Below are 11,925 nucleotides of genomic sequence, written 5' to 3' on the forward strand. Positions count from 1 at the left end.
GGGCCTCCGCTCTCACAAACCGGAGCGAACGCCCGCGACGGGAGGAGGTGGATTCCGTCTCAGATTCCGGGCGCGGGGCCGGCGGCGGGGCCGGGCGTCGTAGGGTTGACGCCGTGACCGTGAACGCTGAATCCACCGCCGGTGTCAACACCTGGCGAGACCTGCCCGCGGCGCAGCAGCCCGAGTGGCCCGACTCCGAGGCTCTGCGCGATGTGATCGCGGACCTCGAGTCCTATCCTCCGCTCGTCTTCGCCGGCGAGTGCGACCAGTTGCGGGCCCAGCTGGGTGCCGTCGCCAGGGGCGAGGCGTTCCTGCTCCAGGGCGGTGACTGCGCCGAGGCGTTCGACGCCGTGGGCGCGGACCAGATCCGCAACAAGCTGAAGACGCTCCTCCAGATGGGGGCCGTGCTCACCTACGCCGGCTCCGTGCCGGTCGTCAAGGTGGGCCGGATCGCCGGCCAGTACAGCAAGCCGCGGTCCAAGTCGACCGAGACCCGGGACGGCGTGACCCTGCCCACGTACCGGGGCGACTCCGTCAACGGCTTCGAGTTCACCGAGAAGGCCCGGGTCCCGGACCCGGAGCGGCTGAAGCGGATGTACCACGCCTCCGCCTCGACGCTGAACCTCGTGCGCGCCTTCACCACCGGCGGCTACGCCGACCTGCGCCAGGTGCACGCGTGGAACCAGGACTTCGTGAAGAACTCCCCGTCCGGGCAGCGCTACGAGGCGCTGGCCCGCGAGATCGACCGGGCGCTGAACTTCATGAACGCCTGCGGCGCGGATCCGGAGGAGTTCAAGACCGTCGAGTTCTACTCCTCGCACGAGGCGCTGATCCTCGACTACGAGTCGGCGCTGACCCGCACCGACTCCCGGACCGGGGAGCTCTACGACGTCTCCGGTCACATGATCTGGATCGGCGAGCGGACCCGGCAGCTCGACGGGGCGCACATCGAGTTCGCCTCCCGGGTGCGCAACCCCGTCGGCGTCAAGCTCGGCCCGTCCACGACGCCCGAGGACGCGCTGGCGCTGATCGACCGGCTCGACCCGGAGCGCGAGCCGGGCCGGCTGACCTTCATCACCCGCATGGGCGCGGACAAGATCCGCGACAAGCTGCCGGACCTGGTGGAGAAGGTCACCGCCTCCGGCGCCCAGGTGGTCTGGGCCTCCGACCCGATGCACGGCAACACCTTCGAGGCGGCCTCCGGGCACAAGACCCGCCGCTTCGACGACGTGCTGGACGAGGTCAAGGGCTTCTTCGAGGTCCACAAGGGCCTCGGCACCCACCCGGGCGGCATCCACATAGAGCTCACCGGCGACGACGTCACCGAGTGCGTCGGCGGCGGCCACGAGATCTTCGTGGACGATCTGCACCAGCGGTACGAGACGGCCTGCGACCCGCGGCTCAACCGCAGCCAGTCGCTGGACCTGGCCTTCCTGGTCGCGGAGATGTACCGGGAGCAGTGAACCGGGGTCCCGGGAGCGGCGCGGGGGCGCGCATCCGGGCGGAGGGCATGCGTGAGGGGCGCGGATCACAGTGATCCGCGCCCCTCGCGTCGTGCCGCCCCCCGTCCCTTCTGGATAAGGTAAGGTTTACCTGACTTTCCCCGTGGCCGGTGGGCCCGGCTGCCTGTCGGAGGTGAACCGCGTGTACGTCTGCTCCTGTTTCGGCATCACCGAGCGGGACGTGCGCGAGCACGCGGACGCCGGGGCCTGCACACCGCGCCGGATCGCCTCGGCCTGCAAGGCGGGCACCGACTGCGGCGGCTGTGTGCGGCGCATCCAGGCGCTGCTGGGGCGGGGCGTCGCCCCAGCAGCCCGGGAGGCGGCAGCCATCGCGCCGTCCACCGCGCCGTCCACCGCGGCGGTCCCGTCCGTCGCCCCGGTGATCCTCGCCGCCGCCCGGGCCGTGCGGGCCGCCCGCTCCGCGCGGGCGGCCGAGGCCGCCTGAACGGAGCCCCGCGGGGCTGTCCGGCCGCCCGGGCCCGTACCGCTCGTGTCCCTCAGCCCGTGCTCGCCTGGCCCGACTCCTCGGCCGGGTCGACGAGCTGGGCGAGATAGAGGGGCTCCGTCAGCTTCTCGATCAGATCGAGCTGGGTGTCCAGGTAGTCGATGTGGTTCTCCTCGTCGGCGAGGATCGTCTCGAAGAGGTTGGCCGAGGTGATGTCGCCCTTGGAGCGCATGATCTCGATGCCGCGCCGCAGCCGGTCGATGGCCTCGACCTCCACCTCCCGGTCGGCACGGAACATCTCGCTCACCGTCTCGCCGATCCGTACGTGGAAGAGCCGCTGGTAGTTCGGCAGGCCCTCCAGGAAGAGGATGCGGTCGGTGAGCACCTCGGCGTGCTTCATCTCGTCGAAGGACTCGGCGCGGGTGTACGCGGCGAGCTTCACCCAGCCGTTGTGCTCCTGCTTCTTGGAGTGCAGGAAGTACTGGTTGACCGCGGTCAGCTCGGCGGTCAGCTGTTCGTTGAGGATCTCGATGATCTCGGGGTCGCCCTGCATCGCGGTGGCTCCTTCACCATCCGGGGAAAACGGACTGCATGGAATGAACTGGTGTGGGCGGTGCGAACGGGACGAACAGGCTGAGCGGCATGTTCGCCGGCCCGGCGCATCCTCGCACCGCCGCGAGGATTGATCCAGTAAGTCACCACTAACCCGAATTCATCCGCTTCATCCCGGCCCCGGTCACGTCCCGCTGCCGGGGTCTGTCACCATGGACCCCATGGGTCAGCCGGAAAGCCGCGAAGGGGAACAGTCGGTCCTTCCTCCCGGCCAGCGGCCGCAACGCGGCTGGCCGGTCACCCACTACGGGCCGGTGCCCAAGTTCAGACCCGAGCGCTGGGAATTCCGGATCTTCGGGGCCCTGGCCGACCCGGCCGGCCGGGACCGCTGGAGCCACGAGGAATTCTCGGCGCTGCCCTACACGACGGTCACCGCCGACCTCCACTGCGTCACCAAGTTCTCCATGACGGATGCGGAATGGGGCGGTGTCGCCGCCCGTACGCTGCTGGGCCTCGCGCCGCCCGCGCCCGCCGTCACCCATGTCATGGCCTGGGCGGAGTACGGCTACAGCGCCAATATGCGGCTCTCCGACTTCGCCTCGGAACGAACCATCCTGGCCACCCACAAGGACGGCGAGCTCCTCACCGCCGAGCACGGCTTCCCGGTACGGCTGATCGTGCCGCACCTGTACGGCTGGAAGGGGCCCAAGTGGCTCCGGGGCATCGAGTACATGACCACCGACCGCCGCGGCTTCTGGGAGGAGCGGGGCTACCACAACCTGGGTGACCCCTGGCGCGAACAGCGCTACTCCTATCAGGAGGAGCCGGGTGAGGGCCCGGAGCTCTAGCGCCGCCGGCCGTGTGCCCGTCGCGGGCCGGGGCCGTCCGCGCGGGACCGCACGCCGCGCCCTCCGCTACGAGCCGGGGCCGCCGCCGTCCCGGAGTTCCTTGAGCAGGGCCACGTCCGCCGCGTGCCCCTCCTGGCCGCCCGGGGTCTCGATGACGAGCGGCACGCCCGCGGCCGCCGGGTGTGTGAACAGCTCGCGGAACGGCTCCGCCCCGATGTGGCCCCGGCCGATGTTCTCGTGCCGGTCCTTGTGCGCGCCGGTGACGTCCTTGGAGTCATTGGCGTGGATCAGCTTCAGCCGGCCCGGGCCGACCGTGTCCACCAGCTCGTCCAGCAGCGCCTTGGTGCCGCCCGGTGCCGCCAGGTCGTGCCCGGCGGCGAAGGCGTGGCAGGTGTCCAGGCAGACGCCGAGCCGCGGATGGCGGTCGAGCGCGTCGAAGTACGGGCCCAGGTCCCCGGCGAGCGCGCAGAGCGAGGCGCCCTGGCCGGCGGTCGGCTCCAGCAGCAGCCACGGGTCGTCGTCGTGCGTCAGCTCGTCCAGCAGCGGCAGCACCCGCTCCCGTACCTGGGCGAGCGCCGTGGCCCGGTCCCGGCCCCCGGTGGCCGAGCCGGTGTGGACGACGACGCCCCGCGCGCCGATCGCCCGGCCGCGCCGGAGCGAATGCCGCAGGGACCGGACGGAGCGCTCGGTGGTCGCCTCGGTGTGCGAGCCGAAGTTGATGAGGTAGGGCGCGTGGACGTACGCGGGCAGCGCCTCGGCGGCACAGGCGGCGCGGAACGCCTCGTCCTGCGCCGGGGAGCCCGCCGGGGTCGCCCAGCCGCGCGGATTGGCGACGAACACCTGCACGGACTCGGCGCCGATCTCCCGGGCGTGGGCCAGCCCTCGCGCGGCGAGCCCGCCGGCCACCCGGACATGGCTGCCGACGGGGTTCCGGGTGCGGGCGGGGGAGGGGGCCGGGGCGGGGACGTACGGGGCGCTCACCCCTCCAGGGTGCCAGGCGGCCGGAGCGGCCCGGCGGCCGGGCCGCCCGGCCTGCGCACACGTCGTCCCCGGCCGGGCTCCTCCCCCCCGCCGGACCGGGGACGCCGGTTCAGGCACGCCCGGCGGCGAACGGGCCTCCCGGGGCGAAGGCGAGGGCGGCGAAACGTTCGCCGATGCGGCGGTGCGCGGCGGCGTCCGGGTGGAGCCGGTCGGGCAGCGGCAGTTCGGCGGCGTCCGCCTCGCCGTAGAGCGCGCGGCCGTCGAGATGGTGCAGGTTCGGGTCCTCGGCGGCCCGCTGCTCCACGAGGCGGCTCAGCTCCTCCCGGATGACGCGCAGCGTCAGCTTTCCGGCGGCGCGCTCGGCGGGGTCGCCCAGGGCCCGGAACCCGAGCTTCCCCTCGGCGAGCCGGCTGAGGTCCGGCCCGCTGGGGCCGGGGGTGTCCTCGTGGATGGGGCACAGCACGGGGGAGACGACGAGCAGCGGCATGGCGGAGTGGCCCTCGCGGACGGTGTCGAGGAAGCCGTGCACCGCGGGGCCGAAGGCCCGCAGCCGCATCAGGTCCGTGTTGACGAGATTGATGCCGATCTTGACGCTGATCAGATCCGCGGGGGTGTCGCGCAGGGCGCGGGCGGTGAACGGGTCGAGCAGGGCGCCGCCGCCCAGCCCCAGATTGATCAGTTCCACGCCGCCGAGCGAGGCGGCCAGCGCCGGCCAGGTGGTGGCCGGGCTCGCGGCGTCGGAGCCGTGGCTGATCGAACTCCCGTGGTGCAGCCACACCCTGCGGTCCCCGGCCGGCAGCGGCTCGACGGGGGCGTCGGTGCGCAGGGCGACGAGTTCGGTGGTCTCGTTGTGCGGCAGCCAGATCTCGACGTCCTTGACGCCGCCGGGCAGGCCGGTGAAGCGGGCGGTGCCGGCCGGGCCGGGCCGTTTCTCGGCGCTTCCGGTGGCCATGTCGATGAGCAGGGTGTTGCCGCCCGTGACGCTCGCCCGACCGGCCGGGCGGCCGTCGACGAGCAGGTCGTACAGGCCGTCCGGGCGGGGCGGGGCGCCGTTGTAGACCCGTTTGGTGGGGAGGGTGTCCAGCTCGACGGCGGTGGCCCGGGTGCGGAAGACCAGCCGGACGCCCGAGGGCTGGGACTCCGCCAGGGCCAGCTGCCCGTCGGCGCACTGGGCGCGGGCCCGGGCGGGCAGCCGGTGCGGGAGCAGGCCGTGCTCGGTGCGCTCCAGGTCGAGGGCGCCGCGCAGCAGGTCCGCGGTGACGGGGGTGGTGATCCAGGGGCGCTCGGTGGGCACGGCAGACCTCGCTGAGTGGGATACGGGGGCGCCGCCGCCGGTCCGGGGTGCCCGCACCGGCGACGGTCCGCCCCCGGACGGACGGTGCGGGCTCCGGCCGGGGTCAGGGCGCGGGCGGAGGTGTGGGCTGAGGTGCGGGGGAGGGCGCCGGGGGTGCGGGCCAGTTCCGCAGCAGGGCGTCGAGGGCGTCCAGGATCCTCGGCCAGGTCTCCTGCGGTCCGGGCGCGCTGTGGCCGAACGCCCCGCCCGTCTCCAGGGTGACGAAGCCGTGGAAGACGCTGCCCAGCAGCCGGACGGCGTGCGTCTGGTCCGGCTCCGTCAGGTCGTAGCCGCGCAGGACCGCCCGCGTCATCCCGGAGTGCCGGGGGCCGGCGCTCGCGGCGGCCGTCCCGGGGTCGAGCCGCAGCTGGGCCGCGGCGTAACGGCCGGGGTGTTCCCGGGCGTAGTCGCGGTAGACGTCTCCCAGGGCGGCCAGGGCGTCCTTCCCGGCCCGTCCGGCCAGGGCCGCGGCGCCCCGGTCGGCGAGTTCCTCCAGGGCGAGGAGGGCGATCCTCGTCCGGAGGTCCCGGGAGTTCTTCACGTGCGAGTACAGACTCGCCACCTTGACGTCGAACCGCCGGGCGAGCGCCGAGAGGGTCACCTCGTCGAACCCGGCCTCGTCGGCCAGTTCCGCTCCCGCCCGGGTCAGGCGCTCGGCGGTCAGTCCTGCGCGTGCCATGCTCCTCCTCCTCTGTTCCGGCAGCCATTATGCATTTGCCTAATAGGCTTAGGCAAATTAGCGTGTCTTATATGAAACCGCTGACCGAGCGAGAGATCCGCGCCGCGTTCGTGAACTGCACCAAGGGCGAGGCGAAGCGCCTGTCCGTCCCCCGCGACCTGGGCGACCGCCCCTGGGAAGACCTGGACTACCTCGGCTGGCGGGACCCACTGGCTCCCGGCCGCGCCTACCTCGTCGCCGAGCTGGACGGCCGTTCGCGGGCCCTCGCGCTGCGCTGCTCCGGCGCCTCCCCCCGGACGGCGCGGCGCAGCATGTGCTCGGTGTGCGTGACCACCCACACCGGGGGCGTCTCCCTGATGGTCGCGCCGAAGGCGGGGAAGGCCGGCCGGCAGGGCGACTCGGTGGGCATATACCTGTGCGGCGACCTCGCCTGCTCGCTGTACGCACGGGGCCTGAAGGACGCCGGCCCCGGCGCGCGGCTCCACGAGACGCTCACCACGGAGGAGAAGATCCAGCGGACCGTGGCGAACCTCTCCGCGTTCGTCGCCAAGGTCACCGCCTGACCCCGGCAACCGGCGCGGCCCGCCGCCGGGGGACACCGCGAACCGCGGACCTCCCCGTGGCGAGCGCCCCTACCGGACGCGGAGCGTGATCGTGCTGCCCTTCGGCGCCTCGTCGCCCGCGTCGACCGACTGGTCGAAGACCGTGTCACCGAAGAAGAACCGGCGGATCTTCACCTCGAAGCCCAGCTCCTCCAGCTCGCTCCGGGCCTCCTCGGCGTCGGCGCCCTCGACGTCCGGCACCGTGATCATCTCGGGCCCCCGGGAGAGGGTGAGCGTGACCGTGTCGCCCTGCGCGAGGGTGGTCCCCTCGGCCGGTGACTGCTCGGCCACCGCGCCCTTCTCCTCCTCGGAGAAGACCCGCTCCGGGGCGATCCGCACCTTCAGGCCCGCGTCCTCCAGCGTCTGCCGGGCGTCGCCCGCCGGTTCGCCGGTCACGCCGGGCGTCTCCACGGGCTCGCCCCGGGAGACGGTGAGGGCGACGGCCGTGTCGGGCTTCCGCTCGGTGCCCGCCTTCGGGCGGGTGGAGACCACCGCGCCCCGGGCGACCGTGTCGTGGAAGGTGTCCGTGACCACGCCGGGCACCAGGCCCAGCTCCTTGAGCCGGTCCTTGGCCTTCCCCAGCGGTACGCCCCGCAGATCCGGGATCTCCACCACGTCCGGGCCCCTGGAGACGAGGAGCGTGACCGTGCCGGTGTCGCGGATGCGGGCGCCGCGCTCCGGGTCGGTGCTGATCACGCGGCCGCGCTCCACGACGTCGCTGAAGCCCTCCTCCACCTCGACGTCCAGCCCGGCGGAGCGCAGGGTCTTCTCGGCCGCGGCCCGCGGCTCGCCCAGCACCCCCGGGACCCGGGTGAACTGGCCCGAGTTGATGTACCAGACCCCCAGGACGCTGCCCAGGAGCAGCAGCCCGGCGGTGATCAGCGGCAGCAGCCGCCGGCGCCGCAGCGCGCGCCCGGCGGGCGCGGTCGGGACGGCGGAGGACCCGGGCCCCGGCGCGTCCGGCGGCGGCACCTCCAGGCGGCTGGTGCGCTCCAGGCCGTCCTCGCGGTGCAGGGCGGCGGTGCTCTCGTACGGCTCGCGGCCCGGCCCGCCCCGGTGGGCCGTGGAGCCCGCCGCGGCCGCCGCGGCGCGGGTGCGGGGCAGCACGCTCGTACGGTCCTCGCTGCCCGCGGCCGCGGGCGTCAGGGCCTGCGGCGGCACCGCGTCCAGCTCGGCGCCGGTGAGCCCGGCGCGCACCTCCCGGGCCGCGGCGAGCATCGCGGCCGCGTCCGCCGGGCGTGCCGCGGGGGTGCGGGCGGTGGCCTCGCACACCAGCCGGTCCAGCCCGGGGGCCAGGCCGGGCACGGCGGCCGACGGCGGCGGTACGTCCTCGTGGAGATGCTGGTAGAGCACCTGGGCGGGGGTGCCGCCGGCGTGCGGCTTGGCACCCGTCAGCATCTCGTACAGCACGATGCCGCAGGCGTAGACGTCGACGCGGGGGTCGGCGGTGCCGTGCTCGATCTGCTCGGGGGCGAGATACGAGACCGTGCCGAGCAGGGTGCCGGGGGAGGCGGTGGTGTCCGTGTCCACGGCCCGCACCAGGCCGAAGTCGGCGACCTTGACCCGGCCGTCGTCGCCGATCAGGACGTTCTCCGGCTTCATGTCGCGGTGGACCAGCCCGCCGAGGTGCGCGGCGCCGAGCGCGGCGAGCACGGGCTCCAGAATGTCCAGGGCGGCCCGGGGGCGGAGCGCGCCGCGCTCGCGCAGCACGTCGCGCAGGGTGCACCCGGCGACGTACTCCATGGCGAGGAAGACGTGGGTGCCGTCGTCGCCCTGGTCGTACACCCCGACGACATTGGGGTGGTCGAGCCGGGCCACGGCCTTCGCCTCGCGGATGAACCGCTCGACGAAGGCGGCGTCGGCCGCGAGCCCCGGGTGCATCACCTTGAGCGCGAGCACACGGTCGAGCCGGGTGTCGAGACCCCGGTAGACGGTGGCCATACCGCCGGTGGCGATCCGCGCGTCGATCCGGTAGCGGCCGTCGAGCACCTGCCCGACCAGCGGGTCCTCCCGGCGCGGGCCGGGAGAGGGGTCCTGCAGGGTCGTATCCACGCTGGTGAGTCTACGAGCCGGGGCGTGCGGTGCGGGCCCTCCCCGGTGCGCCCGTGGCCGCACTGCTACCGGAATGTGACAGCGGGTGGGAAACGGGCGGGCGGCCGGGCCCGGGGCCGCACCGGCCGCCCCGTGAGCGGCCGTTGAGGCGTACGGCGGCGGGGCGGCGGCGGGCGGCGGGGCGGGCGCGGAGGCGGACGTGAGTCCCGTCACGGCTCCCGGGCCGTGCCGTCGCGGCGGTGGGACCGGAGGCCGCGCCGGCCGGGTCCCGGTGCCGCCCCCGGCCCGGCGCGTGCCCAGCTGCTCTCCGTCCCGTCCCGTCCCGTTCCGTCCCGTCCCGTTCCGATCCGCGGCCGGTCCGCCGCGCCCTCCGTCAGCCCGTCAGCCGAAGGCCGGCCGCTCCGGGTCCAGCACCGCGCGGCCCTCGGCGGGCGAGGACGCCTCGGCGAAGTGGCGGCGCGGGATGCGGCCCGCGCGGTGCGCCAGCCGGCCCGCCTCCACGGCGTGCCGCATGGCGTGCGCCATCAGCTCCGGCTCCTGCGCGCGGGTCACCGCCGAGGCCAGCATCACGGCGGCGCAGCCCAGCTCCATGGCCAGGGCCGCGTCGGAGGCCGTGCCCGCGCCCGCGTCGAGGATCACGGGTACCCCGGCCCGCTCGGTGATCAGCTGGAAGTTGTGCGGGTTGCGGATGCCGAGCCCGGAGCCGATGGGGGAGCCCAGCGGCATGATCGCGGCGCAGCCCGCCTCCTCCAGCCGCCGCGCCAGCACGGGATCGTCGTTGGTGTAGGGCAGGACGGTGAAGCCGTCGTCGACGAGGGTCTCGGCGGCGTCCAGCAGGCCGACCGGATCGGGCAGCAGGGTGCGTTCGTCGGCGACGACCTCCAGCTTCACCCAGTCCGTGCCGAGCGCCTCACGGGCGAGGCGGGCGGTGAGGACGGCTTCCCCGGCGGTGAAGCAGCCCGCGGTGTTGGGCAGCGCGCGGATGCCGAGCCGGTCCAGGACGGACAGGACGGAGCCCTGCACGGTCGGGTCCAGCCGGCGCATCGCGACGGTCGTCAGCTCGGTGCCGGAGGCGGTGAGGGCGCGCTCCAGGACGTCCAGGCTGGAGGCGCCGCCGGTGCCCATGATGAGCCGGGACGCGAACGGGACCCCCGCGATGACCAGCGGGTCGGCGGCGGGCTCGTGAGCGGGCGAGGGAGCGGTCGCGGACGGGGGCGGCGCGTCCGGGGACGGGCCGGGCGCGGCGTGCGCGGTGCCGTCGTACACGGTGGTGTCGGCCATGGGTCAGCCTCCCTGGACGGCGGTGAGGATCTCGACGCGGTCGCCGTCGCCGAGCCGGGTGGCGGGCCAGTCGCCGCGCGGGACGACGGTCTCGTTGACGGCGGCGGCGACCCCGGTGCGGGCCCGGGTGAAGCCGGCGACCAGCGCGTCCAGCGTGGTGCCCGCGGGCAGGTCGCGGGAGGCCCCGTTGACGGAGACGGTCACGGTCGTGTTGACGTTGACGGTCATGCGGGCTGCTCCTGTCGTACGGAAGCGGGTGCGGCGCCGGCCGCGCCGGTGGCTCCGGTGGCTGCGGCGCCGCCCGCGAACCGCAGCGGCGAGAAGGCCCGGGCCTCCTCCGGCAGCGCGCCGGTGGCCAGCGCCTCGGCCATCGCGTCCCCGGTGACCGGCGTGAGGAGAACACCGTTGCGGTGGTGGCCCGTCGCCAGATGCAGGCCGGGCAGCGCGGACGGGCCGAGCAGCGGGGCGTTGTCGGGCGAGCAGGGACGCAGGCCCGCGCGGGTCTCGGTGAGCGGCAGTTCGGTCAGACCGGGCACCAGCTCATGGGCGTCGCGCAGGAGTTCGTACACCCCGCCCGCGGTGACGGTGGTGTCCCAGCCGAGTTCCTCACTGGTCGCACCAATCACCAGTTCGCCGTTCTCGCGCGGCACCAGGTAGACCTGTCCGCCGCGCACCACGGCCCGTACCGTGCGGGAGAGGAAGGGCGCGTACCGCTCGGGCACCCGCAGCCGCAGCACCTGCCCCTTGACCGGCCGCACCGGTGGCAGCACCTCCTCCGGAATCCCCGGAAGCCGCCCGCTCATGCTCCCGGCGGCCAGCACGGTCAGCCCCGCCGCGACCCCGGTGCCGTCGTCCAGGACGGCGCCGGTCGCGCGGTCCGCCGAGACGGACAGCCGCCCGGCGCGCTGCCGGTGGAAGACGACGCCCGCGCGTTCACAGGCGCGCACCAGGGCGGTCGCCAGCCGGCGCGGATCGCACTGGTGATCGCCGTCCACCCGCAGACCGCCGCGCACCCCCGGCGCCAGCATGGGTTCCAGACGCCGGCACTCACGGCCCGTCAGCCACTGCGCGTCCAGTCCGGACGCCAGTTGCAGGGCGTGCAGTTCGCGCAGATGGGCGCGGTCGTCGGCGTCCAGGGCGACCGCGAGGGTGCCGCAGGCCCGGTAACCGATGTCCTGGCCGCTCGCCTCCTCCAGTTCGGCCGCGAACGCCGGATAGCGCGCGGCGGAGGCCAGGTTGAGACCCAGCAGCGTCTGCTCGCCGTAGTGGAGTTCGGAGACGGCGGCCAGCATCCCGGCGGCCACCTGCGCGGCACCGCCGCCCGGCGCGGGATCGGCGACCGCGGTGTCCAGGCCGCGCTGGGCCGCGCGCCAGGCGGTGACCAGGCCGATGATGCCGCCCCCGACGACCAGTACGTCATGGCTGTGCCGGGCGGCTCCGCGCCCGCCTCCGCCCGCGTGCCCCTCGGCGTCGCTGTGCGCGTTCCCCGGTGATGTGTGCATGGGCGTCCAGCTCCTCCCTTCGCCGGCATGACCCGGATCAGGTTCCTACGGTCGGAGGCGGTCCGGCCTCCCTCTCAGCCCGGTCCTCCGGGCTCCCGCGAGTGCTTGTGCCCGCCACCCTAACGCCACCGCGCCGACCGCTGTAAGG

At 74.5% G+C, this 11,925-nt stretch carries 12 protein-coding genes and 1 riboswitch; of the genes, 4 read left to right on the forward strand and 8 right to left on the reverse strand.

Annotated elements, in window-relative coordinates; translation table 11 throughout:
- The first annotated feature begins 113 nt into the window (after window positions 1-113).
- Entirely contained in the window at window positions 114-1,463 is a 1,350-nt protein-coding gene (locus SXIN_RS24000) for a class II 3-deoxy-7-phosphoheptulonate synthase (protein ID WP_019709444.1), read from the forward strand.
- Between the two features lie 181 nt (window positions 1,464-1,644).
- A complete protein-coding gene (locus tag SXIN_RS24005) occupies window positions 1,645-1,947 on the forward strand; it encodes a (2Fe-2S)-binding protein (RefSeq protein WP_192883626.1) in 303 nt (100 codons plus the stop codon).
- A gap of 52 nt (window positions 1,948-1,999) precedes the next feature.
- On the opposite strand, the gene bfr is transcribed toward SXIN_RS24005, so the two are convergent.
- A complete protein-coding gene (bfr, locus tag SXIN_RS24010) occupies window positions 2,000-2,500 on the reverse strand; it encodes a bacterioferritin (RefSeq protein WP_019709446.1) in 501 nt (166 codons plus the stop codon).
- Window positions 2,501-2,720: 220 nt separating this feature from the next.
- On the opposite strand from bfr, the gene SXIN_RS24015 reads away from it, so the two are divergent.
- Window positions 2,721-3,347, forward strand: coding sequence for a sulfite oxidase-like oxidoreductase (locus SXIN_RS24015; RefSeq protein WP_019709447.1), 627 nt, complete (start codon window positions 2,721-2,723; stop codon window positions 3,345-3,347).
- A gap of 66 nt (window positions 3,348-3,413) precedes the next feature.
- Here the strand turns inward: SXIN_RS24015 and SXIN_RS24020 are convergent, their stop codons facing one another.
- The 3 genes from SXIN_RS24020 to SXIN_RS24030 form a co-directional block, all read right to left on the reverse strand.
- Window positions 3,414-4,328, reverse strand: a complete 915-nt coding sequence (locus tag SXIN_RS24020) for a deoxyribonuclease IV (protein ID WP_095757514.1) — start codon at window positions 4,326-4,328, stop codon at window positions 3,414-3,416.
- Between the two features lie 109 nt (window positions 4,329-4,437).
- Entirely contained in the window at window positions 4,438-5,622 is a 1,185-nt protein-coding gene (locus tag SXIN_RS24025; protein ID WP_095757515.1) for an SGNH/GDSL hydrolase family protein, read from the reverse strand.
- Window positions 5,623-5,725: 103 nt separating this feature from the next.
- Complete coding sequence (locus tag SXIN_RS24030; RefSeq protein WP_019709450.1) at window positions 5,726-6,340, reverse strand: TetR/AcrR family transcriptional regulator; 615 nt, start codon at window positions 6,338-6,340, stop codon at window positions 5,726-5,728.
- Between the two features lie 71 nt (window positions 6,341-6,411).
- Between SXIN_RS24030 and SXIN_RS24035 the strand changes: the two genes are divergently transcribed.
- Window positions 6,412-6,903, forward strand: coding sequence for an FBP domain-containing protein (locus tag SXIN_RS24035; RefSeq protein WP_019709451.1), 492 nt, complete (start codon window positions 6,412-6,414; stop codon window positions 6,901-6,903).
- Window positions 6,904-6,972: 69 nt separating this feature from the next.
- Here the strand turns inward: SXIN_RS24035 and pknB are convergent, their stop codons facing one another.
- From pknB to thiO, 4 genes are all read right to left on the reverse strand, one after another.
- Entirely contained in the window at window positions 6,973-8,994 is a 2,022-nt protein-coding gene (gene pknB / locus SXIN_RS24040; RefSeq protein WP_238153848.1) for a Stk1 family PASTA domain-containing Ser/Thr kinase, read from the reverse strand.
- A 381-nt stretch (window positions 8,995-9,375) separates the two neighbouring features.
- Window positions 9,376-10,275, reverse strand: coding sequence for a thiazole synthase (locus SXIN_RS24045; RefSeq protein ID WP_272951820.1), 900 nt, complete (start codon window positions 10,273-10,275; stop codon window positions 9,376-9,378).
- A gap of 3 nt (window positions 10,276-10,278) precedes the next feature.
- Window positions 10,279-10,503 carry a sulfur carrier protein ThiS gene (gene thiS / locus SXIN_RS24050; RefSeq protein WP_019706260.1) on the reverse strand — a complete coding sequence of 75 codons (225 nt, stop codon included), beginning with the start codon at window positions 10,501-10,503 and terminating at the stop codon, window positions 10,279-10,281.
- Window positions 10,500-11,777 (reverse strand): glycine oxidase ThiO, encoded by a 1,278-nt coding sequence (gene thiO, locus SXIN_RS24055; protein WP_095757517.1) that lies wholly within the window; start codon window positions 11,775-11,777, stop codon window positions 10,500-10,502. Before thiO ends, thiS begins: the two co-directional genes overlap by 4 nt.
- A riboswitch (TPP riboswitch) is annotated at window positions 11,774-11,886 on the reverse strand. Its footprint overlaps the gene before it by 4 nt.
- Window positions 11,887-11,925 lie beyond the last annotated feature (39 nt).

The organism is Streptomyces xinghaiensis S187 (assembly GCF_000220705.2).
In the GTDB taxonomy this organism is placed as follows: Bacteria; Actinomycetota; Actinomycetes; order Streptomycetales; family Streptomycetaceae; genus Streptomyces; species Streptomyces xinghaiensis.

Excerpts from the sequence above, each read along its gene's own strand:
- bfr (WP_019709446.1), bottom strand. The coding sequence starts at position 2,500 with ATGCAGGGCGACCCCGAGATCATCGAGATCCTCAACGAACAGCTGACC.
- SXIN_RS24015 (WP_019709447.1), top strand. The coding sequence starts at position 2,721 with ATGGGTCAGCCGGAAAGCCGCGAAGGGGAACAGTCGGTCCTTCCTCCC.
- SXIN_RS24030 (WP_019709450.1), bottom strand. The coding sequence starts at position 6,340 with ATGGCACGCGCAGGACTGACCGCCGAGCGCCTGACCCGGGCGGGAGCG.
- SXIN_RS24035 (WP_019709451.1), top strand. The coding sequence starts at position 6,412 with ATGAAACCGCTGACCGAGCGAGAGATCCGCGCCGCGTTCGTGAACTGC.
- SXIN_RS24045 (WP_272951820.1), bottom strand. The coding sequence starts at position 10,275 with ATGGCCGACACCACCGTGTACGACGGCACCGCGCACGCCGCGCCCGGC.
- thiS (WP_019706260.1), bottom strand. The coding sequence starts at position 10,503 with ATGACCGTCAACGTCAACACGACCGTGACCGTCTCCGTCAACGGGGCC.
- thiO (WP_095757517.1), bottom strand. The coding sequence starts at position 11,777 with ATGCACACATCACCGGGGAACGCGCACAGCGACGCCGAGGGGCACGCG.